This is a genomic window from Phenylobacterium sp. (assembly GCF_035539035.1).
Classification (GTDB): Bacteria; Pseudomonadota; Alphaproteobacteria; order Caulobacterales; family Caulobacteraceae; genus Phenylobacterium.
The window spans coordinates 100,879-124,551 of record NZ_DATLJI010000015.1; the positions used below are offsets into that span (position 1 = coordinate 100,879).

The 23,673-nt window shown below is 70.5% G+C and carries 27 protein-coding genes and 3 tRNA genes; 10 read left to right on the forward strand and 20 right to left on the reverse strand.

Annotated elements, in window-relative coordinates:
* Positions 1-50: 50 nt before the first annotated feature.
* Positions 51-494 carry a GNAT family N-acetyltransferase gene (locus tag VM685_RS12440; protein ID WP_325460483.1) on the forward strand — a complete coding sequence of 148 codons (444 nt, stop codon included), beginning with the start codon at positions 51-53 and terminating at the stop codon, positions 492-494.
* A 4-nt stretch (positions 495-498) separates the two neighbouring features.
* Here VM685_RS12440 and VM685_RS12445 read toward each other — a convergent pair whose 3' ends face one another.
* A complete protein-coding gene (locus VM685_RS12445) occupies positions 499-1,596 on the reverse strand; it encodes an amino acid ABC transporter substrate-binding protein (RefSeq protein WP_325460484.1) in 1,098 nt (365 codons plus the stop codon).
* An 82-nt stretch (positions 1,597-1,678) separates the two neighbouring features.
* Between VM685_RS12445 and metC the strand changes: the two genes are divergently transcribed.
* From metC to VM685_RS12465, 4 genes are all read left to right on the forward strand, one after another.
* Positions 1,679-2,842 (forward strand): cystathionine beta-lyase, encoded by a 1,164-nt coding sequence (gene metC, locus VM685_RS12450; RefSeq protein WP_325460485.1) that lies wholly within the window; start codon positions 1,679-1,681, stop codon positions 2,840-2,842.
* 58 nt (positions 2,843-2,900) lie between these two features.
* Positions 2,901-3,896 (forward strand): SDR family oxidoreductase, encoded by a 996-nt coding sequence (locus VM685_RS12455; protein ID WP_325460486.1) that lies wholly within the window; start codon positions 2,901-2,903, stop codon positions 3,894-3,896.
* A gap of 25 nt (positions 3,897-3,921) precedes the next feature.
* Complete coding sequence (locus VM685_RS12460; protein ID WP_325460487.1) at positions 3,922-4,782, forward strand: kinase; 861 nt, start codon at positions 3,922-3,924, stop codon at positions 4,780-4,782.
* A gap of 62 nt (positions 4,783-4,844) precedes the next feature.
* Positions 4,845-5,720 (forward strand): HAD family hydrolase, encoded by an 876-nt coding sequence (locus VM685_RS12465; protein WP_325460488.1) that lies wholly within the window; start codon positions 4,845-4,847, stop codon positions 5,718-5,720.
* A 15-nt stretch (positions 5,721-5,735) separates the two neighbouring features.
* Here VM685_RS12465 and VM685_RS12470 read toward each other — a convergent pair whose 3' ends face one another.
* The 13 genes from VM685_RS12470 to VM685_RS12530 form a co-directional block, all read right to left on the reverse strand.
* Positions 5,736-6,377 (reverse strand): hypothetical protein, encoded by a 642-nt coding sequence (locus tag VM685_RS12470; RefSeq protein ID WP_325460489.1) that lies wholly within the window; start codon positions 6,375-6,377, stop codon positions 5,736-5,738.
* 96 nt (positions 6,378-6,473) lie between these two features.
* Positions 6,474-6,550, reverse strand: a tRNA-Arg gene (locus VM685_RS12475).
* Positions 6,551-6,565: 15 nt separating this feature from the next.
* Positions 6,566-6,874 (reverse strand): ETC complex I subunit, encoded by a 309-nt coding sequence (locus tag VM685_RS12480; RefSeq protein WP_325460490.1) that lies wholly within the window; start codon positions 6,872-6,874, stop codon positions 6,566-6,568.
* A 29-nt stretch (positions 6,875-6,903) separates the two neighbouring features.
* Positions 6,904-6,980, reverse strand: a tRNA-Pro gene (locus tag VM685_RS12485).
* Positions 6,981-7,041: 61 nt separating this feature from the next.
* The gene (locus VM685_RS12490; protein ID WP_325460491.1) at positions 7,042-7,467 is read right to left on the reverse strand and encodes a PaaI family thioesterase; all 426 of its coding nucleotides are present in this window, start codon (positions 7,465-7,467) and stop codon (positions 7,042-7,044) included.
* Entirely contained in the window at positions 7,460-7,972 is a 513-nt protein-coding gene (locus VM685_RS12495) for a DUF192 domain-containing protein (protein ID WP_325460492.1), read from the reverse strand. Before VM685_RS12495 ends, VM685_RS12490 begins: the two co-directional genes overlap by 8 nt.
* 23 nt (positions 7,973-7,995) lie before the next feature.
* Complete coding sequence (locus VM685_RS12500) at positions 7,996-8,598, reverse strand: cold shock domain-containing protein (protein ID WP_325460493.1); 603 nt, start codon at positions 8,596-8,598, stop codon at positions 7,996-7,998.
* A 146-nt stretch (positions 8,599-8,744) separates the two neighbouring features.
* Positions 8,745-8,819, reverse strand: a tRNA-Glu gene (locus VM685_RS12505).
* Between the two features lie 62 nt (positions 8,820-8,881).
* On the reverse strand, positions 8,882-10,681 hold the full coding sequence (gene recJ, locus VM685_RS12510) for a single-stranded-DNA-specific exonuclease RecJ (protein WP_325460494.1): 1,800 nt from the start codon (positions 10,679-10,681) through the stop codon (positions 8,882-8,884).
* Between the two features lie 102 nt (positions 10,682-10,783).
* Positions 10,784-11,737, reverse strand: coding sequence for a class II fructose-bisphosphatase (gene glpX, locus VM685_RS12515; protein WP_325460495.1), 954 nt, complete (start codon positions 11,735-11,737; stop codon positions 10,784-10,786).
* 44 nt (positions 11,738-11,781) lie between these two features.
* A complete protein-coding gene (locus VM685_RS12520) occupies positions 11,782-13,068 on the reverse strand; it encodes a homoserine dehydrogenase (protein ID WP_325460496.1) in 1,287 nt (428 codons plus the stop codon).
* Positions 13,065-14,285: an LL-diaminopimelate aminotransferase gene (locus VM685_RS12525; protein WP_325460497.1), complete on the reverse strand. Its 1,221-nt coding sequence runs from the start codon at positions 14,283-14,285 to the stop codon at positions 13,065-13,067. Before VM685_RS12525 ends, VM685_RS12520 begins: the two co-directional genes overlap by 4 nt.
* 120 nt (positions 14,286-14,405) lie before the next feature.
* Complete coding sequence (locus tag VM685_RS12530; RefSeq protein ID WP_325460498.1) at positions 14,406-14,840, reverse strand: hypothetical protein; 435 nt, start codon at positions 14,838-14,840, stop codon at positions 14,406-14,408.
* Between the two features lie 97 nt (positions 14,841-14,937).
* Here VM685_RS12530 and phaC point away from each other — a divergent pair, with 97 nt between their 5' ends.
* Positions 14,938-16,923 (forward strand): class I poly(R)-hydroxyalkanoic acid synthase, encoded by a 1,986-nt coding sequence (gene phaC / locus VM685_RS12535; RefSeq protein ID WP_414693364.1) that lies wholly within the window; start codon positions 14,938-14,940, stop codon positions 16,921-16,923.
* Positions 16,924-17,059: 136 nt separating this feature from the next.
* Here the strand turns inward: phaC and VM685_RS12540 are convergent, their stop codons facing one another.
* Entirely contained in the window at positions 17,060-17,821 is a 762-nt protein-coding gene (locus tag VM685_RS12540; protein WP_325460499.1) for a hypothetical protein, read from the reverse strand.
* 102 nt (positions 17,822-17,923) lie between these two features.
* On the opposite strand from VM685_RS12540, the gene VM685_RS12545 reads away from it, so the two are divergent.
* Genes VM685_RS12545 through VM685_RS12555 form a run of 3 tightly spaced genes read left to right on the forward strand, consistent with a single transcriptional unit; the run spans position 17,924 to position 19,568 of the window.
* Complete coding sequence (locus tag VM685_RS12545; RefSeq protein WP_325460500.1) at positions 17,924-18,250, forward strand: PadR family transcriptional regulator; 327 nt, start codon at positions 17,924-17,926, stop codon at positions 18,248-18,250.
* Positions 18,247-18,828 (forward strand): DUF1700 domain-containing protein, encoded by a 582-nt coding sequence (locus tag VM685_RS12550; protein ID WP_325460501.1) that lies wholly within the window; start codon positions 18,247-18,249, stop codon positions 18,826-18,828. Before VM685_RS12545 ends, VM685_RS12550 begins: the two co-directional genes overlap by 4 nt.
* Positions 18,825-19,568: a GIN domain-containing protein gene (locus tag VM685_RS12555; RefSeq protein WP_325460502.1), complete on the forward strand. Its 744-nt coding sequence runs from the start codon at positions 18,825-18,827 to the stop codon at positions 19,566-19,568. The genes VM685_RS12550 and VM685_RS12555 overlap by 4 nt, the downstream gene beginning before the upstream one ends.
* On the opposite strand, the gene msrB is transcribed toward VM685_RS12555, so the two are convergent.
* From msrB to VM685_RS12580, 5 genes are all read right to left on the reverse strand, one after another.
* Positions 19,565-20,044 (reverse strand): peptide-methionine (R)-S-oxide reductase MsrB, encoded by a 480-nt coding sequence (gene msrB, locus VM685_RS12560; RefSeq protein WP_325460503.1) that lies wholly within the window; start codon positions 20,042-20,044, stop codon positions 19,565-19,567. The genes VM685_RS12555 and msrB overlap by 4 nt on opposite strands.
* Positions 20,045-20,087: 43 nt before the next feature.
* Positions 20,088-21,137, reverse strand: a complete 1,050-nt coding sequence (argC, locus tag VM685_RS12565) for an N-acetyl-gamma-glutamyl-phosphate reductase (RefSeq protein ID WP_325460779.1) — start codon at positions 21,135-21,137, stop codon at positions 20,088-20,090.
* A 15-nt stretch (positions 21,138-21,152) separates the two neighbouring features.
* Entirely contained in the window at positions 21,153-21,644 is a 492-nt protein-coding gene (rpsI, locus tag VM685_RS12570) for a 30S ribosomal protein S9 (RefSeq protein ID WP_325460504.1), read from the reverse strand.
* The gene (gene rplM / locus VM685_RS12575) at positions 21,644-22,117 is read right to left on the reverse strand and encodes a 50S ribosomal protein L13 (RefSeq protein WP_325460780.1); all 474 of its coding nucleotides are present in this window, start codon (positions 22,115-22,117) and stop codon (positions 21,644-21,646) included. Before rplM ends, rpsI begins: the two co-directional genes overlap by 1 nt.
* Positions 22,118-22,281: 164 nt before the next feature.
* Positions 22,282-23,313 carry a COX15/CtaA family protein gene (locus tag VM685_RS12580; RefSeq protein WP_325460505.1) on the reverse strand — a complete coding sequence of 344 codons (1,032 nt, stop codon included), beginning with the start codon at positions 23,311-23,313 and terminating at the stop codon, positions 22,282-22,284.
* A 96-nt stretch (positions 23,314-23,409) separates the two neighbouring features.
* Here VM685_RS12580 and VM685_RS12585 point away from each other — a divergent pair, with 96 nt between their 5' ends.
* Positions 23,410-23,613: a DUF2842 domain-containing protein gene (locus VM685_RS12585; RefSeq protein WP_325460506.1), complete on the forward strand. Its 204-nt coding sequence runs from the start codon at positions 23,410-23,412 to the stop codon at positions 23,611-23,613.
* Positions 23,614-23,673 lie beyond the last annotated feature (60 nt).

The following is a 23,673-nucleotide window of genomic DNA, read 5'->3' on the forward strand; positions in this document are numbered from 1 at the left end:
CCATAGAGATCCGCCTCGCCCACGTCGCCGACCTGACCGAGCTTCCCCGGGTGGAGCTCTCCGCGGCCCAGTCGTTCCATGGGCTCGACGTGCCGGCGGCCGTGCTGACCGAGTTCACCCCGCCGGAGGCCTGGGCGGGGCGGCAGGCGGCCGGAACGCTCTGGGTGGCGACGGACCAGGGGCGCGTCGAGGCCTTCCTCGGCGCCACCGTGCACGGCGATCGGCTGCACATCGACGAGTTCGCCGTGGCCCAGGGCCACCAGGGCCAGGGCCTCGGCCGGCGGATGCTCGAGCGGGTGGTCGCCTGGGCCCGCGATCGGGCCTTCCGCCGCCTCAGCCTGACGACCTTCCGGAACGTGCCCTTCAACGGACCCTTCTACGCCTCCGCCGGATTCCGCATCTGGGACCCGGCGCCGCGGGAGATCGCGGCGCTGCTGGCGGGCGAGGCGGCGCGCGGCCTGAAGGACCGCTGCGCCATGGTCATGGAGCTCTAAGGGCTCAGCGCATCGGCGGGGCGTACATCAGGCCGGGCTTGGGCGCGCTCCACAGGGCGTTGAGGCCTCGATCGAGGTTGAGCCCGGAGTCGGCGCCCACATCCCGGCGGAAGATCTCGTGGTAGGCGCCAACCTGCTTGATCACCTGATAGGCCCAGTCCTTCGGGAGCCCGAGCAGCGGGCCGAGGTCGCCGTCGAGGCCCAGGAGGCGCCGGGCCTGGGGATCGGTGACGGTCTCGCGGGCCGCCTCGACGGTGCGGGAGGTGAGGCCCAGTTCCTCGGCGAGCACGGTGGCGTGCACCGTCCAGCGGACGATGTCGGTCCAGGTGGGGTCGCCCTGCCGCACGACCGGCCCCAGCGGCTCCTTGGAGATCACATTGGGCAGGATCACGTGGGCGCCGGGATTGCTCATCACCGAGCGGGAGGCCGCGAGCGCCGAGATGTCGGCGCTGAACACGTCGCAGGCCTCGCTCTCGTAGAGCCGGCGGGCCTCCTCCTCCGAGGCCGCCGTGACGGGTCGGTAGCGCAGGCCCCGGACGTTGAACCACTCCGAGAGGTTCGCCTCGCTGGCGGTGCCCGCCTGGACGCAGATGCGCGCGCCGGAGAGCTCCTCGGCGCTGGCGATCCCCAGGGTGCGCGGAGCGAGGAAGCCCTGGCCGTCGTAGTAGGTGACCGCGGCGAAATCGACGCCCAGGCCGGCGTCGCGGGCGAAGGTCCAGGAGGTGTTGCGCGACAGGAGGTCGATCTGGCCCTTCTGCAGGGCGCTGAACCGGTCCTGGGCGGTGATCGGGATGAAGCGCACCTTGGCCGCGTCGCCCAGCGTAGCCGCGGCCACCGCCCGGCAGATGTCCACGTCGAAGCCCCGCCAGACGCCGCGGACGTCCGGGAAGGCGAAGCCCGGCAGGCCCGGATGGACGCCGCAGCGCACATAGCCGCGCCTGCGGACCTCGGCGAGCGTCGGGCTCTCCGCCGGCTTGTAGGTCGCCGCCGCGGTCGTGGCCTTCGGCGCGGGCTGGGCGGGCGGGGGCGCGGGGGTCTCCTGGCGCTCGCAGGCCGCCAGGCACAGGCTCATCATCGCCGTCGCCGCCAGGCGCCTGTTCATCCCTGCTCCTTGATCGCGGGAACCGTGAGGCTCTAAGTGCCCCCGGCACTTTCGCCAGCGTCGCTTGGGCCCGCAACCCCGCATGGACGAAGAAACCCGACTGATCCGCGCCGGGACCGCGCCGAAGGGCCTCGTGAAGACCGTGGGGCCGCCGATCCAGAAGGGCTCCACAGTCCTGCTGCCCAACGCCGAGGCGCTCTACGACGACGACCACCACGTCACCTACGGCCGACAGGGGCTGGCGGCCCAGGCCGCCCTTCAGGACGCGCTGGCCACCATGGAGGGCGCGGTCGGGGTGTCGCTCTATCCATCGGGGCTGGCGGCGCTGGCCGGCGCCCTGCTGGCGGTCCTGAGGGCGGGCGACGAGGTGCTGGTCTCCGACGCCATCTACAAGCCCACCCGCCGGTTCTGCGACCAGGTCCTGAAGCGCTTCGGCGTCACGACCACCTACTTCGATCCGGAGGCCGAGGCCGGCCCCCTGGTGGCCGCGGCCTCGGACGCGGTGCGGCTGATCCTGATGGAGAGTCCCGGCTCGCTGACCTTCGAGATGCAGGACCAGGCGGCCGTGGCCAGGCTGGCCCGCGAGCGCGGCATCCTCACCGCCACCGACAACACCTGGGGCGCGGGCTACCTCTACCGGCCGCTGGAGCACGGCGTCGACATCTCCATCCAGGCGCTCACCAAGTACGTGGGCGGCCATTCGGACGTCTTCATGGGCTCGGCCGCGGCGCGGGATCCCGAGCTGGTGCGGAGGCTGGACGACGGCGTGCTGCATCTCGGCTGGGCGGTCAGCCAGGAGGACGCCTACCAGATGCTGCGGGGTCTCCGGACCCTGCCCACGCGCCTGGCCAGGCAGGGCGAGAGCGCGCTGAGGATCGCCCGTTGGCTGGAGGCGCGGCCCGAGGTGGTGCGGGTCTACCACCCTGCCCTGCCCGGCGCGCCGGGCCACGAGCTGTTCGCCCGCGACTATTCCGGCGGCTGCGGTCTCTTCGCCTTCGCCCTCAGGCCCGCGCCGGAGGCGGCGGTCAACGCCTTCCTGGACGCCCTGGACCTGTTCGGGCTCGGCTTCTCCTGGGGCGGGTTCGAGAGCCTGGCCATCTCCTGCGAGCCGCAGCTGAAGAGCCGGAAGTTCCGGCGCGACTACGGCGGGCCGCTGATCCGGCTGCACATCGGCCTGGAGAGCCCCGACGACCTGATCGCCGACCTCGCCCAGGCGCTGGCGGCCTACGAAAGGCTCGCCGGCTAGGAACCGCCCGCGCTCCCGGGGATTGCCCCGCCAAACCCATCACCAGAGGGACCAGGCGATGAGCAATTCCGATATGGGCCGCTTCGAGGCCGAAGGCGAACGCACCGCCCAGGCCGAGCGCGAGATCCAGGCGCCGCTGGACGCCAAGCACGAGCAGCGCTCCTTCGAGTCGGGCGACGAGGACAAGCCGATGCAGGCCGGCGCGCGGGAGTATCCGGCGCCGCCGATGCCCAAGCAGCACCTCCAGAAGCCGGGCCTCGAAGGCGACCTCGAGCTCAAGCCCATGTGGGACGCCCCCTACTGGGAGGGCTCGGGCAAGCTGAAGGACAAGGTGGCGCTGATCACCGGCGGCGATTCCGGCATCGGTCGCGCGGTGGCCGTGCTGTTCGCCCGCGAAGGCGCCGACGTGGCGATCGCCTACCTCGACGAGGACGAGGACGCCGAGATCACCAAGCAGGCCGTGGAGAAGGAGGGCCGCCGGGCCATCCTGCTGCCGGGCGACGTGGCCGACCCCGCCTATGTCGGGCTGGCGGTGCAGAAGACGGTCCAGGAGCTCGGCAAGCTCGACATCCTGGTCAATAACGCCGCCTTCCAGGAGCACACTCACGACATCGCCGAGCTCACGCTGGAGCATTTCGACCGGACGCTGAAGACCAACCTCTACGGCTACTTCCTGATGGCCCAGGCGGCGATCCCGCACATGAAGCCCGGCTCGGCGATCGTGAACTGCGGCTCTGAGACGGCGCTGAAGGGCTCGAAAAACCTGCTCGACTACTCGATGACCAAGGGCGGCATCCACGCCTTCACCCGCTCTCTGGCGGGCAGCCTGATCCCCAAGGGCATCCGCGTGAACTGCGTGGCCCCCGGCCCCGTGTGGACGCCCCTGAACCCCGCCGACAAGGTCGAGGACGAGATCGAGAGCTTCGGCGGCTCGGTGCCGATGAAGCGGCCGGCCCAGCCGGAGGAGATCGCCCCCGCGTTCGTCTTCCTCGCCTCGCCGCAGATGTCGAGCTACATCACCGGCGAGATCCTGCCGGTCATCGGCGGCTACTAGGGGCGCGGCCCCACGAGGGGCGGACGTGCGCGACGACGACTGGCTGGCGGACTTCATGGCGGCGGAGGGCCTCCCCGAGGACTTCCGCACCACCTTCGAATGGGTCTGCCGGCCACTGGCCGACCGCGCCGGGCGGCTGCGCCAGGTGCGGCGGCGCACGGCCACTCTGGGCCTCTGCGGCGCGCAGGGCTCGGGCAAGTCCACCATCGCGGCGGCCACGGCGCGGCTCCTGGAGGCCCGCGGCCTGACCGCGGTGGCGCTGTCGCTGGACGACTTCTACCTGCCGGCCGGCGTGCGCCAGCAGCTCGCCAAGGAGATCCACCCGCTGCTCGCGGTGCGGGGTCCGCCGGGCACCCATGACGTGCGCCTGGCCGGGGCGACGCTGGACCAGTTGCGCGCCAAGGGCCGGGTCACCCTGCCCCGCTTCGACAAGGCGGCCGATACGCGCGCGCCGCGCGGCGGCTGGACCACGCTGGCCACCCCGGTGGACGTGGTGATCTTCGAGGGGTGGTGCGTCGGCGCCCGCGCCCAGGGATTGGCGGCCCTGGCCACGCCCGTCAACGACCTGGAGCGCGAGGCGGACCCGGACGGCCGCTGGCGGACCTGGGTCAACGAACAGCTCGACGGCCCCTACCAGGAGCTGTTCGCCCGGCTGAACAGCCTCGTGCTCCTCAAGGCGCCGAGCTTCGAGGTGGTGGCGGGCTGGCGGGCCGAGCAGGAGCTCAAGCTGCGCGAGCGGACCGGCCAGGGCATGGCCGAAGCTGACATCGGCCGCTTCGTCGCCCACTACGAGCGCCTCACCCGCTGGATCCTCGCCGAGATGCCCGAGCGCGCCGATTGGACCGTGGAGCTGGACGCCCACCGGCGGCCGGTGGGCGAGCGCTAGGCGGCTCGCGCGCGCCGCGGCCATGTCGTAGAACCCGCAGCCTCGCGACGGACGGACCGCACATGAACACCGAACGGCCCCGGGTGGTCTTCGCCTACGACTTCGACGGCACGCTGGCGCCGGGCTTCATGCAGAACCACGCCTTCATCCCCGACGAGCTGGCCATGGACCGGGCCGAGTTCTGGGCCGAGGTCGATGCGCTCGCCAAGGCCCAGCGCGGCGACACCATCCTGGCCTACATGCACATGATGCTCGCCAAGGCCCGCGAGAAGGGCCTGGAGCTGTCGCTGGACAGCTGGCGCCGGCGCGGCGCGACCCTGAAGTTGTTCCCCGGCGTGGAGGACTGGTTCGAGCGCCAGAACCAGCGCGCGGCCGGCATGGGGCTCGACCTGCACCACTTCATCATCTCGTCGGGCAACCGCGAGCTGATCGAGGGCTCGCCGATCGCCCGGCATTTCGAGCGGATCTACGCCTCGGCCTTCATGTTCGACGAGAACGAGGAGGCGATCGGGGTGGCGCTCGGCGTCAACTACACGTCCAAGACCCAGTACCTCTTCCGCATCAACAAGTGGACGCTGGAGGAGTGGGACAACTACGCGATCAACCGCGCCCAGGAGAAGGACGAGCGGCCGGTTCCGTTCGACCGCATCGTGTTCTTCGGCGACGGCTTCACCGACGTCCCCACCATGCGCCTGGTGACCGACCAGGGCGGCTATGCGGTGGCGGTCTACGAGGACGGCAATCCGTTCACCGAGCGGGCGGCCGTGGACCTGCGCAAGGACGGCCGGGCGCATCTCGCGGGACCCGGCGACTACCGGGAAGGCGCGCCGCTTGACCAGCTCGCCCAGGCCATGCTGACCGAGATCGCCGCCCGCGCCCACCTGCCGACCTTCGTCCGCTGGCCCGACGCCGAGACCCAGCCGAAGCTGCCGCTATAGGCTTGCCAGGGGGCTTCACGCCCAGGCGCGGATCGGGTGGCCCCGTGAGCCCCAGAAGATGAACCAGCGGCCGGCGGCCTCCACGATCTTCAACTGCTCGTCCAATACCGTGGGCTCCGCCCGCTTGCCCAGAAAGCCGAGAAGGCCACGCTTCGGCGGCGGGCGGGGCCCCGACGATCTCACCGCCTCCACGGCCGCAAGCAGCTCCTGCCCATAGGCGACGGCTTGCTCCGGCAACTTGTGCTCCCACGCACGGTCGATTTGGGACTGGTCCAGCACTGAGGTGCAGAGCGACAGGAAGGATCCGCGGAAGCTGGTCTCGTCCACGCCGTCGTACTGACCGCCATGGCTGTAGTCCGGAATTCCGTCGCTCTTCACCAGGGGCAGCGCATAGTAGCCGCGGTGCTCCGTCAGGACCCTCTCGATCTCCTCGGGGGTGCTTGCCTCGAGCTTCTCGATGATCCAGGCGTCGGCGGCGGAATCCTCGCCCACCCGAGGCGCCCCGAGACGCTCGTAGGCTGGCGTGCTGACCGCCGGGAAGCGCTCGGTTTCGGCGTCGCTAAGCTGCTCGTCCGCGAGGTAGCGCTCCATGATGCGCCGCCACTCGGCCTCGTGACCCGGACGCGCGCAACTCTCGACGAGAAGGTCCAGCCCCATTTGTCCCGCTCCGCGATGTGGAACGAAATAGAAACACAGTCCGGAAAGCTCGGCCAGACCCTCGCGGGTGGGAACCGCCCCAGCCGTAAGCCGCCCTGGCGCGCCCGGCAGGACTCGAACCTGCAACCGTCCGCTTAGAAGGCGGATGCTCTATCCGGTTGAGCTACGGGCGCCCGGGCGGTCCCGGATCAGTGCGTCCAGGGGATCTTGCGGCCGAAGGCGAAGTTGTCGGCATAGGCCTTGATGATCTTCTTGGCTGGCTTCGGGTCGATCAGCTGGAAGGCGATGCCGTGGGCGTCGGCGTAGCGGACCGCGTCCTCCTTGGTCTCGAAGGTCAGCCGGACCTGGCTGGAGACGGTGTCGCCGGTCTGGGTCCAGCCCATCAGCGGATCGGGTCTGCGCGCGGCGCTCGGCTCGAACTCCAGAACCCAGTCATGGGTCTTCTGCTTGCCCGACTGCATGGCGGTCTTGGACGGGCGGAAGATGCGCGCGAGCATGGACGGTCCTCGAACTCCTCAAGCCGGCGTGGTCGGGGCGGTGTGATTCGAACACACGACCCTCTGCTCCCAAAGCAGATGCGCTACCAGGCTGCGCTACGCCCCGGAAACGCCGGCGGTCCTGCAATATGGGCGTTTTCGGCTTTCCGCAAACGGAACGCGGCCGCTCAGTGGCCCATCAGCTTGAAGACGCCGGAGCAGCGGACCACGTCGGTCTTGCCTACATAGGCGCGACCCTCGGCGAAGGCGACGTCGCGGGTCGCGCGGGTGAGCCTCGCCTCCCCGATGATCCAGTCGCCGGCCCGGGCCATGTGCAGGAAGTCGATGGAGAGGTGGATGGTCACCGCCCGGCGGCGCGCGCCGCGCCAGACGGCGCCCGCCAGCACCCCGTCCATGAAGGCCGACAGCATGCCGCCGTGCACGATGCCGACGCCGTTGGTGTGGCGCTTCAGCGCATAGAAGGCCTGGGCCACGCCCTCGTCGTCGCCGGGGCGGTGGAAATAGGGGCCGTTGTGGGTGGAGAAGGCGCCGCGGCCTTCGGCCAGCACGAAGCCCGCGGGCGGGTCCGGGACCCGTTCCTCGTCCTCAGCCACCGGCGAAGATCCGGTGGACCACCTTGTCGCCCGGCAGGATGCCCAGTTGGGCGGCGCGGCCGCCGGGAATCTCGAGAACCGCGCGGGCCGCGCCGTTCGAGGGCAGTGGAGTCTCGTCGAGCGGCCGGGCGTTGCGGACGATGGAGAGCACCGTGCCGTCGGCGCGGATGTAGACGATGTCGAGCGGGATGAGCGTGTTGCGCATCCAGAACGCCAGGTTCTGCGGCTTGTGGAAGTCGAACAGCATGCCGCGGTCCGGCGCCATGCTCCGGCGGCACATCATCCCGTACTGCCGCTCGCGCTCGCTGTCGGCGTATTCCACCTGGAAGCTGGCGCGGCCTCTCTGGGTGACCACCTGCAGCGGCTGCAGCGGCCGGATCTCGGGCTGGCCCTTGCACCTGCCGGGGTCCTGCCGCGGGATGTCCTGCGCATAGGCCGCCGGCGAGACGCAAAGGACGGCGGCGAGCGCGAGGAGGCCGCGCCGGCCGAGCTGCAAGGTGGACAAGAGAGGACTCCGAGGCTTTCGCGCTAGCCTAGAGTGGTTTCGATCTCGGCGACAACAAGGCCCTTTGGCCCCTCGGCGAAACGGACCATGACGTCGTCGCCCGGCTGGAGGTCCTCCATCCCGGAGCGGCGCAGCGTCTCGATGTGGATGAAGATGTCGCCGGGCTCGGTGTCGCGGACCACGAAGCCGTAGCCCTTGGTGCGGTTGAACCACTTCACCTTGGCGCGCTCCAGCGGGCCCGTCGCCTGCACGGGCCGGCGCGGGACGCGGCTCACGAAGCCGGAGCCGAAGCCGTCGGGCCGCTCACGTCGGAAGCCGTCCTCCCGGCCCCGGCGCTCGGTTGGCGGCGGGGCGCAGCTCTCGTCGATCTCGACGACCTCGGCCACCTGCCATCCCTTCGGCCGGCGGACCACGTCGCAGGTGATGGCCGAGCCCTCGAGGGCGTTGTCACGGCCGGAGTTGCGGAGCGAGGTGACGTGAAGCAGCACGTCCTTCAGGTCGGTCTGGCTCGGATCGTCCGGGACGATGAAGCCATACCCCTTGCCCGCGTCGAACCATTTGACGCGACCGGTGATCCGCACGGCCACGGCCTGCGCATCCACCTGCTCGAATTCGAAACCAGCCATCTCGCCCCTCGGCCCCGATACCCCCCATCCACACGGATTGGAGCCAACTATAACACTGTTCGCCTAATGCGCGCGGCGTCAACGGGGATTTTAAGCGTGCGGAGGGGCCCGGAGCCGGACGGGTGCTCAATACGGGGGAGGCGCGATGGCAGTCCCTAGGGGAGTCGAACCCCTCTTTTCAGGTTGAAAACCTGACGTCCTAACCGATAGACGAAGGGACCGCGGTCGCGAGGCGGGCTCTATATAAGCCTTCAGACGGGGGTGCAAGACCCTCCGCTAAACATCAGGCGCGACGCGGATCGGCGACGTCCTCGATCTCGAACTGGACGCCTTCCCGGCCCTGCCAATCGTCCGGCTTCAGACGACCCACAACATGCACCGCGCCGCCCTCGGCGAGCAGCCGGCGGCCGGTCTCGGTATCCTCCACGCGCCAGGCGATCGCCTTCAGCTTGCCGCCGGAGCCGTCCGCGAGGGTGCAGCGGACGTGGCCGCCGCGCAGGGCCATCGGCCGCTCGATCCGCACGTCGGCGGCGGCGAACACCGGCTCCGGGTTGCCGGGGCCGAACGGCGCCAGGCGCTGGAAATCCTGCCACATGGCCCGGCTGCAGCCCTGGGCGGTCACCAGCGCGTCGACGTCGAGGCAGTCCTCGGCCGCCGCGGCCTCCGATTCGGCGGCCAGGCGTTCGTTCAGGAAGGCGCGGAGCTCGGGAATGGTGTCCGGGCGCACGGACAGGCCCGCCGCCATGGCGTGGCCGCCGCCGGCCAGCAGCAGCCCCTCGTCGAAGGCGGCCTGGACGGCGCGGCCGAGATTCACCCCGGGCTGCGAACGGCCGGAGCCCTTGCCGACGTTGGCGGCGCGATCGATGCCCACCACCACGACCGGCTTGCGGTAGCGTTCGCGCAGGCGTCCTGCGGCGATTCCGATGACGCCGGGATGCCAGCCGTCGGCGGCCACCAGCAGGCAGGCCTGGTCGGGCTGGTTCATCTCGCGCTCGATCACCGTCACGGCGGCCTCGACCACCTCGCGCTCCACTTCCTTGCGGGAGGCGTTCAGGGCGTCGAGCTCCTCGGCCAGCGCCCTCGCCTCCTCCGGGTCATCGGTGGACAGCAGGCGCGCGCCGAGGTCCGCGCGGCCGATCCGGCCGCCGGCGTTGATCCGGGGGCCGAGGATGAAGCCCACGTGGAAGACGCTGGCCGGACCCTCGCTCTTGGCGACGTCCAGCAGGGCCTTGAGGCCGAGATTGCGCCAGCCGCTCATGACCTTCAGCCCCTGGGCCGCGAGCGCGCGGTTGAAGCCGACGAGCTGGGTGACGTCGCAGATGGCGCCCATGGCGGCGAGGTCGAGCCACTGGCGCAGGTCCGGCTCGGCGCGGTCGCCGAACAGGCCGCGACGGCGCGCCTCGCGGTTCAGGGCGGCCAGCAGGACGAAGGTGACGCCAGCGGCGGCCAGGTGACCCTGGCCCGAGACGCAGTCGGGGCGGTTGGGGTTCACCAGGGCAGCGACGCTGGGAATCTCGTCGCCGCGCATCAGGTGGTGGTCGATGACGACGACCTCCAGGCCGATCTCGGCGGCGCAGGCCAGCGCGTCGTGGGCGGCCGCGCCGCAGTCGACGGTGACGACCAGCTCCGCGCCCTCGTCGCGCAGGCGGCGGAAGGCGGCCGGCGACGGACCGTAACCCTCGGTGATCCGGTCCGGAACGTAGATGGGAAGTTCGTGGCCCAAGGCCCTGAACCACCTGACCAATTGGGCGGCGGAGGAGGCGCCGTCGACGTCGTAGTCGGCGAACACGACCATGGGCCGGCGTCGCTCGAGCGCGTCGACCAGGACCTCGGCCGCGCGGTCCATGTCCTGGAAGCAGGAGGGGTCGGGGAAGAGCGCCTTGAGGGTGGGGTTGAGGTAGGTCTGCCCCTGGTCGTCCCCGACGCCGCGGGCGGCGAGCGCGCGGGCCAGGGGTTCGCTCAAGCCCAGCGAGAGCTGGTGGCGGCGGGTCAGGTCCGGGCAGGCCGGCCGCTCGCGCCACCGCCGGCCCGAGAGCGAGCGGTTGACGCCGAGATAGCCGATCGAGGCGCTGCCGTCCGCCAATGCCAGTCTCCCACCCGCTCCGAACGGCCACTATCGGCCTCCGGGGCGTGAGTCGCCACCCGACCGGTAGCCGCAGCGTCCGCCAGAAGCGGACGCAGGGTCTCAGATCGGCCGCTTCATCCGCACTTCGCGCACCGCGCGGGTGGCGGAGTTCATGACCAGGGTGTGGGTGTGCACGAAGCCGCCCTCGAACTTCACCCCGTCGAGGAGGGCGCCCTTGGTCACGCCGGTGGCGGCGAAGATGGCGTCGGCGCGGACCATCTCGTGCAGGTCGTACTTCTTGTCGAGGTCGGTGATGCCGGCGCGGGCGGCGCGGGCGCGTTCGTCGGCGTTGCGGAACATCAGCCGGCCCTGGAACTGGCCGCCGACGCACTTCAGGGCCGCGCAGGCCAGAACGCCCTCCGGCGCGCCGCCGGAGCCCAGGTAGAGGTCGATCCCGGTGGTGGGGTCGGCGGTGTTGATCACGCCGGCGATATCGCCGTCGCCGATCAGGTAGACGCGTGCGCCCACCTCGCGGAGGCTGGCGATGATCTCGGCGTGGCGCGGGCGGTCCAGCACGCAGACGGTGATCTCTGACGGCTCGACCCCCCTGGCCCTGGCCAGCGCCCGGACGTTGTCGGCGGGACTGGCGTCGAGGTCGATGATCCCGGGCGGATAGCCCGGGCCGCAGGCGATCTTGTCCATGTAGGTGTCGGGGGCGTGCAGCAGCGTCCCCTTGGGCGCCCAGGCCATCACCGCCAACGCATTGGGCATGGCCTTGGCGGTGAGCGTGGTGCCCTCCAGCGGGTCGAGGGCGATGTCGATCTTGATCTTGCCGCCCTTGCCGACCTTCTCGCCGATATAGAGCATCGGCGCCTCGTCGCGCTCGCCCTCGCCGATGACGATCTCGCCGTCGAGGGCCAGGTCGTTGAGCGCGGTGCGCATGGCGTCGACCGCGGCCTGGTCGGCGGCGATCTCGTCGCCCCGGCCGGCCAGGTTCCAGGCCGCGATGGCGGCCGCCTCGGTGACCCGGACGGCGTCGAGCACGAGCCCGCGGTCCAGAACTTCGGAACTCATCTCGTGTGCATCTCCCGCCCCAGGCGAGGATTATCCCCGAATTCTCAGATCCGCGCGATGCGTAACAGCCTGGGCCGCTCCAGCACCGCCGGCAGGCCCGCGATCCGCTCCACGGCGGCCATGAGCACCGATTCCGCCACTGCATGGGTGGTGAGCACGATCGGCACCCCCTCGGCGTTCTCCACCGGCTTCTGCAGGAAGCTCTCGATGGACACGCCCGCCTCGGCCAGGGTCTCGGAGACCGCCGCGATCACGCCGGGCTCGTCCTTCACCAGGAAGCGCAGGTAGGCGCGGCCCATCATCTTCGACGGATCGATGGGGGTGAACGGCTGCAACGATCCGGCCGGCGTCTGGAAGACGGGCCGGACGGCGCCGGTCATCACGTCGGCGATGTCGGCGGCCACGGCGGCGGCGGTGGGCCCCGCCCCCGCCCCCGGCCCCTGCACGAAGATCCGGCCGATGCGGGTCCCCTCGATGAAGAGGGCGTTCAGCGCCCCGCCCGCCTGGGCCAGCGGATGGCTCATGGGGGCCAGCGACGGATGGACCCGGACCAGCACGCCGTCGGGCGAGCGGTCGGCGGAGGCCACCAGCTTGATCCGGTAGCCGAGGTCGCGGGCGAGCTTGATGTCGAGCAGGTCGACCTGGTCGATGCCCTCGATCTCGGCGGCGGCGTAGTTCGGCGCGCAGCCGAAGGCGAGCGCCGCCAGGATGGAGATCTTGTGGGCCGCGTCGAAGCCGCCGACGTCCATGGTCGGGTCGGCCTCGGCGTAGCCCAGGCGCTGGGCCTCGGCGAGCACATCGGCGAATGAGCGCCCGGTGGCCTCCATCTCGGTGAGGATGAAGTTGCAGGTGCCGTTCAGGATGCCGGCCACCGACTTGATCTCGTCGCCGACCAGGGCTTCGCGGACCATCTTCACCGCCGGGACGCCGCCCATGACCGCGGCCTCGAACAGCAGCGGCGCGCCCTTGGCCTCGGCCAGGGCGGCGAGCTCCGCGCCATGCTCGGCGATCAGCGCCTTGTTGGCGGTGACCACGGGCTTGCCGGCGTTCAGCGCCGCCTCGACGGCGGCCTTGGCCGGGCCGTCGGAGCCGCCGATCAGCTCCACGAACAGGTCCACGTCCGGCGAGGTCGCCAGCGCCACCGGATCGTCGAACCAGGGCAGGTTCGAAATGTCGAACGGCCGCGGCCGCGAGCGCGAGCGGGCCGAGACGCCGGTCACGCTCACCCGCCCGCCCGCAGGCGCGAACCCGGGATGTTCGGAGAGGAAGGTCAGAAGACCGGCGCCGACGGTGCCGAGGCCCGCGACGCCGATACGCCAGTCTTTGGTCATTGCGCCGCCAGGGTGTTGTGATGCCGCCCGAGGATCTCGTCGGCGTTGGCCAGGAACTTCTTCACGTTGCGGGCCGCCTGCCGGATGCGGTGCTCGTTCTCCACGAGGCCGACGCGGACGAAGCCCTCGCCATACTCGCCGAAGCCGACGCCGGGCGCGACCGCGACGCCGGCCTCCTCCACCAGCAGCTTGGAGAAGAGCAAGCTGCCGGCCTCCTTGAACTGCTCCGGCACCGGGGCCCAGGCGAACATGGACGCCGGCGGCGCGGGGATGTCCCAGCCGGCGCGGCGCATGGATTCCACCAGCACGTCGCGGCGCGACTTGTAGATCGCTCGGATCTCGTCGACGCAGTCCTGCGGCCCGTTCAGCGCGGTCGCCGCGGCCACCTGGATCGGGGTGTAGGCGCCGTAGTCTAGATAGGACTTCACCCGGGCGAGCGCCGCGCAGATCCGCTCGTTGCCGACCACCATGCCGACCCGCCAGCCGGCCATGGCGTAGGTCTTGGACAGCGAGTTCACCTCGACGGCGATGTCCTTGGCGCCCTCGATCTGCAGGACCGACGGCGGCGGGTTGTCGTCGAAGTAGATCTCCGAATAGGCGATGTCGGAGATCACCAGCATGTCGTGCTTCTTCGCCAGCGCGATGGCGTCGCGATAGAAGTCGAGGTCCACGCACTGGGCCGTCGGGTTGGACGGATAGGACAGGATCAGCACGGTCGGTGGGGGCGCGGAGTGCTTCACCGCGCGGCTGACGCCGGCCAGGTACTCCTCCGGCGAGTGCGCCGGCACGTGGCGGATCACCCCGCCGGCCATGATGAAGCCGTAGGCGTGGATCGGATAGGCCGGGTTGGGGCAGACGATGACGTCGCCGGGCGCGGTCAGCGCCTGGGCGAGATTGGCGAAGCCTTCCTTGGACCCGAGGGTGGCGATCACCTCGGTGTCCGGGTTCAGCTTCACGCCGAAGCGGCGGCCGTAGTAGCCGGCCATGGCCTTGCGCAGGCCGGCGATGCCCTTGGAGGCGGAATAGCGCCCCGCCTTCGGGTCTCGCGCCGTCTCGATGAGCTTTTCGACGATGTGCTTCGGCGTCGGCATATCGGGATTGCCCATGCCGAAGTCGATGATGTCGGTCCCCTGCGCGCGCAGGCGGGCCTTGATGCGGTTCACCTCCTCGAGGACGTAAGGCGGGAGGCGACGGATACGGTGAAACTCGGGAGTCATTTCGAAGCTCTTGGCCGCGAGCTGCCCAATGCGGCGTTCCGGGAGCTGAGGTCGGGCATGGATAGACCCCGGGCAGAGGTCCGCCAAGCCATGGTTTGGAAGATTTTGCCCCCGCAGGCCCTATCTCTTAGGCGGCGGAGGCGGGGTAGCTCGCCTGCGCAGGTCGTCGGCGAAGGCTTCGGTGGACCGCGGATCGGCCGGCCCCGCGTCGGGGCCCGCGTCGCTGCGGGCGCGGGCGGCGAAGCTGTCGGTGTTGCTGAGCGTCCAGGTGGAGGGCGCCGTGGCCTGCTCCAGCGCCGCGCCGGCGGCCGCGACCTCGTCCGCCGCCTGGCCGAACAGGCGCAGCGGCCGCACGTCCGTCGGCTTCTTCGGGATCTCGGCGAAGGTGGGATAGTCCCTGTTGGCGCGGACCAGTCGGGAGACCTCGCCCGCGACCGGCGAGGTGGGGTCCACCTTGGCCGCGTCGAAGGGATTGCTCGCGCAGCCGGCCAGCAGCGCCGAGGCCCCGGCGGCCGCCAGCAGGCGCGCAGCCGTAGAGCCTTGACGGGCGTTCACAAAAAGGCGGGCGAGCGGAGTCATCTCCGCTAAGGTCTTATGCGATGATCGGATGCGGTGGAAGGGGCGCGCGCCTTCGCCGCAGGAAGGAAGCCAGATGAGCGAGCAGACGGCCAATCCCACGCCCGGCAAGACCAGCAAGGGCTCTCGCGCCACGGCCCCCGCCGAAAGCCCGGCGTTCGAGAAGCCGCCCCTGCCCGAGGACGCGATGGCGGAGATCGCCGTCACCCAGGCGCCGCGGGAGGAAACCCAGGCTGCCCCCGCGCCCGAGGCCCCCCGGGCGCCGGCCTTCGACATCGCCGCCCTGAGCGCCGAACAGCGCGACCAGCTCGAGAGGCTGTCCAGCAATCTCGCCCGCGCGGCGGTGGCGGCCCAGGGCGTGATCGCCGAGATGGCCCTGCGCAACGCCGAGCGACCGGCGGCGCTGACCGCCGACCCCTTCCACGTGGGCCCCGCGCTCACCGAGGTGATGAGCCGCCTCGCCGCCCAGCCGGACAAGCTGATGCGCGCCCAGGCCGACCTGTTCACCCGCTACATGGACCTCTGGCAGGCGACCGCGCGGCGGTTGCACGACGGCCGCTCCGAGCCGGTGGCCGCCCCGTCCAAGGGCGACAAGCGGTTCAACGACCCGGAGTGGACCGAGAACCCCGCCTTCGACGCCATCAAGCAGTCCTACCTGATCACCTCCGACTGGCTGAACAGCCTGGTGAGCGGCGTGGAGGGCGTCGACCCCATGGAGAAGCGGCGCGCCGAGTTCTTCATGAAGATGCTGACGGACGCCTTCGCGCCGTCGAACTTCCTGACCTCCAACCCCGCGGCGCTGCGCGAACTGCTGGCGACCGGCGGCGAGAGCCTGGTGCGCGGCATGGAGAACTTCGCCGCCGACCTGGAGCGCGGCGGCGGCCAGCTCGCCATCGCCCAGACCGACTACGAGATGTTCAAGATCGGCGAGAACGTGGCCACCGCCCCCGGCAAGGTCGTGTTCCGCAACGAGATCATCGAGCTGATCCAGTACAGCCCGTCCACCGAGCAGGTGCACGAGATCCCGCTGGTGATCTTCCCGCCCTGGATCAACAAGTTCTACATCCTGGACCTCAGGCCCGAGAACTCGATGATCCGCTGGCTCGCCGACCAGGGTTTCACGGTGTTCGTGGCCTCCTGGGTGAACCCCGACGCCAGCCTCGCCGACCGCACCTTCGGCGACTACATGCTGGACGGGATCTACGCCGGCACGGCAGCGGCCATGGAGCAGTGCGGCGTCACCCACGTGAACACCGTTGGCTACTGCATCGGCGGCACACTGCTGGGCTCGGCCCTGGCGCACATGGCGGCTCGCGGCGTGCAGCCCATCGGCTCGGCCACCTTCTTCGCCGCCCAGCACGACTTCTCGGAAGCCGGCGACCTCCTGCTGTTCACCAACGAGAACTGGCTCAAGACCCTCGAGCAGAAGATGGACGAGGGCGGCGGGGTGCTCTCCGGCCAGGCGATGGCCGACACCTTCAACATGCTGCGCGCCAACGACCTGATCTGGTCGTTCTTCGTGAACAACTACCTGCTGGGCCGGGAGCCGAAGCCGTTCGACCTGCTGTTCTGGAATTCCGACCAGACGCGAATGCCCAAGACCCTGCACATGTTCTACCTGCGCAAGTTCTACGGGGAGAACGCGCTCGCCAAGGGCGAGCTGGAGATCGACGGCACGCGGCTGAGCCTCGGGGACGTGAAGATCCCGATCTACATGCAGTCGTCCAAGGAGGACCACATCGCCCCCGCCCGCTCGGTCTACAAGAGCGCCAAGCTGTTCGGCGGGCCGGTGACCTTCACCATGGCCGGCTCGGGCCACATCGCCGGCGTGATCAATGCGCCGGCCGCCAACAAGTACCAGCACTGGACGGCCGAGGAGCTGCCCGCGACGCTGGAGGACTGGCAGGCCATGGCGAAGGAGACCCCCGGGTCCTGGTGGCCGCACTGGGCGGAATGGCTGAAAGCCAAGTCCGGCGGCCTCGTCCCGGCCCGCGACCCCGCCAAGGGGCCGCTGCCGCCGCTCGGCGACGCGCCGGGCGAGTATGTGAAGGTGAAGAGCTGATCATCCCTGACCGTCATGGCCGGGCCTGTCCCGGCCATCCATGATCACCGCGGTCCGGGAATTCCCGCGGCGCCGTCGCGGCTGGCCCCTACATGGATCCCCGGCACAAGGCCGTGGATGACGAGCATGGGGAGCGTCAGGCCGCCGCTTCGTCGCGGCGGGACGGCATCAGGAGCAGCCTCGCCAGCACGAGCAGGGCGCCCACCGGCATGGAGAAGCGGATGATCCACGGCGAGATGTCCGTGGCGCGGCCGAAGCCCATGTTCACCAGGCTAATCTGGGCGGCGGTGAAGCCGCCCTCCCCGGTCGTCCAGTTGAACCAGGCGGAGCCCACGCCGACGAGCGCCAGGGCCATCCAGGCGATCTTGAAGCGCAGGCCCCGCGTCATGGCGGCCAAGGCGGCGACAGCCACCATCACCAGCGGGCTCAGGAAGGCCGTGGCCAGGAAGCCGTAGTGCTGCGGGCTCTTGCCCGCGAGGCTGAAGCGGTTGGCCTCCACCACGCCCTTCGGAAGCCGGTTGGCGAGGAAGCTCGCCACCTGCAGGGAGCCGCCCGGGCCGGAGGGCGCGAGCGCGGTGTTCACCACCACGTCGGCGTCGGCGAACCGGTAGAGGTGGACGGCGGAGACGTGGTCCGCCCCGTCCGGCCGGGTCCATCCCACCGCCCTCACCTCTCGGACGGGGCCCGGCGGCAGGGCGCGGCGGACCTGCTCGAAGGCCGCGCGCCGATTCGCGGCGCGGGCCATGGCCGGCGACAGGCTGGCGTCCACGCGGCTCCAGTCCCCGGCGTGCACGGCGGCGTAGAAGTCGCGGGCGGCGCGGTCGGCCTGGGGATCGAGCGGCGCCCGGGCGCAGCCGGCGACGAACAGCAGGGATAGGAGGACGAACCAGGTCTTCATGCGCCGGAGCTTAGCGGTTCGCCGCAACCTTACTAACTTGTAACGCCCACTACCTTGTTACGCACGCTACCTTGCGATAGAGAAGCTCGTGAGGAGGCGCTCGTGCCCGAAGCCATCGAGATCCAGCTGAAGAAGGGAGCCCTCGAGCTCTGCGTGCTGGCGCTGCTCTCGCAGCACGACAGCTACGCCTACGAGATCGCCAGCCGCCTGGCCGACGCGATCGGCATGGGCGAAGGCACCATCTACCCGCTCATGCGCCGCCTGCAGAGCGACGGCCTGGTCGAAACCTACCTGGTGGAGTCCACCGCCGGCCCGTCGCGGAAGTACTATCGGCTCACCGAGGCGGGGAAGCGGAGCTTCGAGTCGCAGAAGGCGTCCTGGAGGTCGTTCTCCGGCGCCGTGGAAAACATCCTGGGAGAGGCGCAATGACGCGTCAGGCGTTCCTGGCGAGGTTGCGGGAGGGACTGGCGGGTCTGCCCGCCCACGCCATCACCGACATCGTCAACGACTACGAGACCCACTTCGCCGACGGCGCGGCCGCCGGCCGCACGGAGGAAGAGGTCGCCGCGGCGCTCGGGGATCCGTCCCGCCTCGCCCGGGAGCTGAAGGCCGAGATCGGCCTCAAGCGCTGGGAGCAGGAGCGCAACCCGTCGGCCGCGGGCGCGGCGGTGTTCGCGGTGCTGGGGCTCGGGGCCATCGACATCATCTTCCTGCTGCCGATCCTGATGGCGGTGGCCGGCGCGGTGTTCGGGATCGGGGTGGCGGTGATCGCCGTCTTCTTCGCCGGCGGCATGGTGTTTGCGGCCGGGCCCTTCACCGATCCGCCCGGCGGGCCGGTGACCGCGGTCCTGGCCGGCATCGGCCTGATGTCGGGCGCGGCCTCGGTGGGGGCGGTGCTCACCATCGTGGTGATCGGACTGGTCAACGCGCTCGTCTGGTACGGCCGGCTCCACTACCGCCTGCTGAAGCCGGCCCTCGAACCGCAAACCCAAGGGGCAGTGCAATGATCCGCGTGCTTCTGATGATCGCCGTGGCCGGCTTCTTCCTGTCGCTGGTCACCCTGTCCACCGCCGTCGCCATCGGCGGCCCGGACGCGGTCGCCCGCGGGGCCTGGGCGTCGGGCGACTGGTGGGACTGGGACTGGGACGTGGACCACCATGTGGACGTCTCGACCGGCGACGACGGACCCGAGGCGACCCGGGAGCTGGCCTGGACGGGCGGCGACACCCTGGAGCTCGACGTCCTGGCCGACGTCACCTATCGGCAGGCCGAGGGGCCGGCGAAGCTGACGGTGACCGGCCGCAAGCGCGCCGTCGACCTGCTGCGGATCGATAATGACGGGCGCGTATACCTCGACGGCCATCGCAGCCGCACCCGGCTGAACATCGTGATGACCGCGCCGAACCTGTCGACCTTCAGGCTCAACGGCTCGGACCGCCTGGTGCTGGAGAACTACAGCCAGGACGAGCTCAACCTGGACCTGGACGGCGCCGCCGAGGTGGCGGCCGAGGGCCAGGTCCAGCGGCTGGAGCTGGAGATCTCCGGCTCGGGCGAGGCCGATCTCAGCGACCTGAAGGCGCGCGAGGCCTCGGTGGACATCTCCGGCTCCGGCGAGGCGAAGATCGCCCCCACCGAGGCGGCGGACGTGAACATCTCGGGCTCCGGCGAGGTGATCCTGCTGACCAACCCCGCTCGGCTCACCTCCGACGTCTCCGGCTCCGGCACGGTGAGACGCGAAGGCGACTAGGCGGGCCGGAAGCTCAGCGCCAGGCCGTTGTTGCAGTAGCGCAGGCCGGTGGGCTTCGGGCCGTCGGGGAACAGGTGGCCCTGGTGGCCCAGGCACTGGGCGCAGTGGTACTCGGTCCGGCGCATGCCCAGGGTGTTGTCCACCTTCGTGCCGATGGCGCCGGGGATCACCCGGAAGAAGCTCGGCCAGCCGGTCCCGCTCTCGAACTTCCACTCCGAGCGGAACAGCGCCAGGCCGCAGCCGGCGCAGTGGAAGGTCCCCTTGCGCTTCTCCCGGTTCAGCGGGCTGGAGCCCGGCCGCTCGGTCGCCTCGTGGCGCAGCACCCGCCAGGCGTCGGGCGAGAGCTTCGTCTTCCAGTCGGCGTCGGTGAGCTTGCGGTAGGGCGAGCTCGCATAAGGGTCGGCGGCGGCCGGGGCGGGCGCGGCGCAGGCCAGGGCCGTCATCGTCAGGAAGCGGCGGCGGTCGATCGGGCTCATGGTGGAATTACGTGGCCCGCCGCCCCGAAGATGCAAGCGGGACCTAGAGCCCCGCCGCCTCGTCCAGGCCCAGCATCAGGTTGAGGTTCTGCACCGCCGCCCCGGACGCGCCCTTGCCGAGGTTGTCCAGCAGGGCCACGAGGCGGGCCTGGCGGCCGTCGGCGGAGCCGAACACGAACAGCTTCATCCGGTTGGTGCCGTTCAGCGCCTCGGGGTCGAGATCGGCCACGAAGCCGGCGGCGCCCTTGCGGCGCTCCTGCAGGTCGGCGGTTTCCTCGGTCCCGGCGACGTCGACGAAGCGCTCGCCCGCGTAGGCGGCCTCCAGCGCCGTCCGCAGGTCGGCGGGGGACGGCTGGCCAGGCAGGGCCCAGAGCTGCAGCGGAACCTCGACGATCATCCCTTGCGCGTAGCGGCCGACGGACGGCGCGAACACCGGCGGATGGACGAGGCCCGCGTGCTGCTGCATCTCCGGCAGGTGCTTGTGGGCCAGCGTCAGGCCATAGGTGCGGAAGGCGTCGGCGGAGCCGGCGGGGGGGGCCTGGTCCTCGAACTCGGCGATCAGCCCCTTACCGCCCCCGGAATAGCCGGAGATCGCGTTGACGGTCAGCGGGAAGTCGGCGGGGATGAGGCCGCGCTCCACCAGCGGGCGGACGAGCCCGATGAAGCCGGTGGGGTAGCAGCCGGGGTTGGAAACCCGCAGCGAGCGGCGGATCTGGTCGCGCTGTCCCTTGTCCATCTCTGCGAAGCCGTAGGCCCAGCTGCGCGAGACCCGGTGGGCGGTGGAGGCGTCCACCACCCGGACGTGGTTGGAGGAGATCATCTCCACGGCCTCCATGGCCGCCTCGTCGGGCAGGCAGAGCACGACGGCGTCCACGCCGTTCAGCAGCTCGCGCCGGGCGTCGGCGTCCTTGCGCCGGGCCGGGTCGATGGAGACCACCTCCAGGTCGGCGCGGCTCTCGAGCCGCTGGCGGATCTGCAGGCCGGTGGTGCCGGCTTCGCCGTCGATGAAGACTGTCTGGGCCATGGATGGATGATCCCGGAAAAGAGAAAGGGCGCCTCGGTTGCCCGAAGCGCCCCTTCCGTAAACGCGAATGGCTCGCGCGCGGCTCTAGCGCTTCGAGAACTGGAAGCTGCGGCGGGCCTTGGCCTTGCCGTACTTCTTCCGCTCGACGACGCGCGGGTCGCGGGTCAGGAGGCCGTGCGGCTTCAGCACGGCGCGCAGGCCGGGCTCGTAGTAGGTCAGCGCCTTGGAGATGGCGTGGCGCACGGCGCCGGCCTGGCCGGAGAGGCCGGAGCCTTCCACGGTGCAGACGACGTCGAACTGGCCGGCGCGGTCCGACAGCTCGAACGGCTGGGCGATCATCATCCGCAGCACGGGACGGGCGAAGTACACCGCCTGGTCGCGACCGTTGATGGTGATCTGGCCCTTGCCCGGCTTGATCCAGACGCGGGCGATGGCGTTCTTGCGCTTGCCGGTCGCATAGGAGCGGCCCTGGGCGTCGATCTTCGGCTCGCGGACCACGGCCTCTTCGGCGGCGGCGGTGCCCATGCCCTTCAGGGCGTCGAAGCCGGTGGCTTCGGTCGTGTTGGCTTCGCTCATTACGCGCTCCGCACGTTCTTGGCGTTCAGGTCGGCGAACGCGATGGTCTCGGGGTTCTGGGCCTCGTGCGGGTGCTCGCCGCTGTTGTAGATGCGCAGGTGCGTCATCTGCTTGCGGGCCAGCGGGCTTTCCTTCGGCAGCATGCGCTCGACGGCCTTCTCGAGCACGCGCTCGGGATACTTGCCGGCGAGGATCTGGCCGGCGGTGCGCTGCTTCACGCCGCCCGGGTGGCCGGTGTGCCAGTAGAAAATCTTGTCGGTGAGCTTCTTGCCGGTGAACTTCACCTTGTCGGCGTTGATCACGACGACATAGTCGCCGCAGTCGACGTGCGGGGTGTAGTCGGGCCGATGCTTGCCGCGAAGACGCATGGCGATGAACGAAGCCAGGCGGCCGACAACGGCGTCCTGGGCGTCGATCACGATCCACTTCTTCTCGACCTCGGCCGGCTTCAGCGAAGCCGTGGTGCTCTTCAGCATGAGGGTGCGATCCGTAGTTTAGGCGGGACCGTTACGCGCCCCGACGTGAGGCGCGGCATATGCCCAGCTACAGGCGCAAAGTCAACACCCCGGCGCACGCCATATCCTGGGAAACACCAGCAATTTCCGGACATTAGCTGTAGCGGTATTATTATACCGCGCTAAATTCGCCGCACGCGCCAGGCGAAGGCCACCGACAGGCACAGGGCCAGCGCGGCCACGAGTTGGTGGGCGATGCCCAGCCCGATCGGCACCCGGGCCATCAGGGTGGCGATCCCCAGCACCGCCTGGAAGACCACGACGCCCGCCGTGGCCACGGCCAGCAGCTTGGAATCCGGGGCCAGGTACCTGGAGCGCCAGGCGCTCCACCCGATGGCGACGGCCGCCACGGTGAGCAGGTAGGCGAAGAGCCGGTGGTGCAGCTGCACCGCGCCCTGGCTGTGGGCGATGGTCGCCCAAAGGCCCGCGCCGGCGTAGTCGTCCGGGAACAGCTTGCCGGCGAACAGCGGGAAGTCGTTGTAGACCAGGCCCGCGTCGTTGCCGGCCACGAGGGCGCCCAGCAGGATCTGGACGTAGATCAGCAGGGTCAGGATCGCCGCCCGGCGTCCCCAGGGGCTGGGGAGCGTCTGGCGCGCCCAGCCGGCCCAGGCGTCGAGCGCCGTCCAGACGAGCGCGCCCAGCAGGGCGAAGGCGAGGCCCAGGTGGACGGTCAGCCGCTCGGGCGCCACAGAGACCCGCTCGGAAAGGCCGCTGGCCACCATCCACCAGCCGATCAGCCCCTGCAGCCCGCCCAGCACGAACAGCAGGGCAAGCCGGATGTAGAGCCGGCTGGGGATCTGCCGCCGCACGGCGAAGATCACGAAGGGCACGAAGAAGGCGAGGCCCACGATGCGGCCCAGCAGCCGGTGCGACCACTCCCACCAGTAGATGGTCTTGAAGGCCTCCAGGCTCATGCCGCGGTTGACCTGCTGGTACTGTGGGATCTGCTGGTACTCGCGGAACTCCGCCTGCCAGTCGGCCTCGGAGAGCGGCGGGATCGCGCCCGTCACCGGCTTCCACTCGGTGATGGAGAGGCCCGAGTCGGTGAGCCGCGTCGCGCCGCCGACCACGATCATGGCGAGCACCAGGGCCGCCACGGCGAACAGCCAGACGGCCACGGCCTGGGACCGGTCGGAACGCAGGAATGAGGTCATGGAGCCGAAATCGCGCCGCTTTCAGGCTGAACTTTGGCGCTCCGCTAAACGGAAACGGCCGTTCCGTCCACGCCGCAGGCCCGCTATCACCGCGCCATGCTCGAAACCGCCCGCGCCCGCAAGCTGATCGGCCTGTTCGGCCTCCTGGCCTTCATGGCCGCCTACATCTGGATCGTGGCGTCGGTGGGCGAGCATGTGCCGAAGCACTGGGCCGCCCAGCTCGCCTACTACCTCGTGGCCGGCGTCCTCTGGGGCGTGCCGGTCCTGCCGCTGTTCCGCTGGATGAACTCGGGACGTTAGGGCGCGGCCGTTTGGGGATTGCCGGGCCGCCCCGCCCCTGCCTATAAGGCCCGCCTCGCC

Bases quoted from the DNA above. Each gene is read 5' to 3' on its own strand.
- rpsI (WP_325460504.1), bottom strand. From the start codon at position 21,644: ATGAGCGAAGCCAACACGACCGAAGCCACCGGCTTCGACGCCCTGAAG.
- VM685_RS12580 (WP_325460505.1), bottom strand. From the start codon at position 23,313: ATGACCTCATTCCTGCGTTCCGACCGGTCCCAGGCCGTGGCCGTCTGG.
- VM685_RS12525 (WP_325460497.1), bottom strand. From the start codon at position 14,285: ATGACTCCCGAGTTTCACCGTATCCGTCGCCTCCCGCCTTACGTCCTC.
- VM685_RS12470 (WP_325460489.1), bottom strand. From the start codon at position 6,377: ATGGGGCTGGACCTTCTCGTCGAGAGTTGCGCGCGTCCGGGTCACGAG.
- phaC (WP_414693364.1), top strand. From the start codon at position 14,938: ATGAGCGAGCAGACGGCCAATCCCACGCCCGGCAAGACCAGCAAGGGC.
- VM685_RS12445 (WP_325460484.1), bottom strand. From the start codon at position 1,596: ATGAACAGGCGCCTGGCGGCGACGGCGATGATGAGCCTGTGCCTGGCG.
- glpX (WP_325460495.1), bottom strand. From the start codon at position 11,737: ATGAGTTCCGAAGTTCTGGACCGCGGGCTCGTGCTCGACGCCGTCCGG.
- VM685_RS12540 (WP_325460499.1), bottom strand. From the start codon at position 17,821: ATGAAGACCTGGTTCGTCCTCCTATCCCTGCTGTTCGTCGCCGGCTGC.
- VM685_RS12555 (WP_325460502.1), top strand. From the start codon at position 18,825: ATGATCCGCGTGCTTCTGATGATCGCCGTGGCCGGCTTCTTCCTGTCG.
- VM685_RS12585 (WP_325460506.1), top strand. From the start codon at position 23,410: ATGCTCGAAACCGCCCGCGCCCGCAAGCTGATCGGCCTGTTCGGCCTC.
- VM685_RS12520 (WP_325460496.1), bottom strand. From the start codon at position 13,068: ATGACCAAAGACTGGCGTATCGGCGTCGCGGGCCTCGGCACCGTCGGC.
- VM685_RS12480 (WP_325460490.1), bottom strand. From the start codon at position 6,874: ATGCTCGCGCGCATCTTCCGCCCGTCCAAGACCGCCATGCAGTCGGGC.
- VM685_RS12455 (WP_325460486.1), top strand. From the start codon at position 2,901: ATGAGCAATTCCGATATGGGCCGCTTCGAGGCCGAAGGCGAACGCACC.
- metC (WP_325460485.1), top strand. From the start codon at position 1,679: ATGGACGAAGAAACCCGACTGATCCGCGCCGGGACCGCGCCGAAGGGC.
- msrB (WP_325460503.1), bottom strand. From the start codon at position 20,044: ATGAGCCCGATCGACCGCCGCCGCTTCCTGACGATGACGGCCCTGGCC.
- VM685_RS12550 (WP_325460501.1), top strand. From the start codon at position 18,247: ATGACGCGTCAGGCGTTCCTGGCGAGGTTGCGGGAGGGACTGGCGGGT.
- VM685_RS12465 (WP_325460488.1), top strand. From the start codon at position 4,845: ATGAACACCGAACGGCCCCGGGTGGTCTTCGCCTACGACTTCGACGGC.
- VM685_RS12500 (WP_325460493.1), bottom strand. From the start codon at position 8,598: ATGGCTGGTTTCGAATTCGAGCAGGTGGATGCGCAGGCCGTGGCCGTG.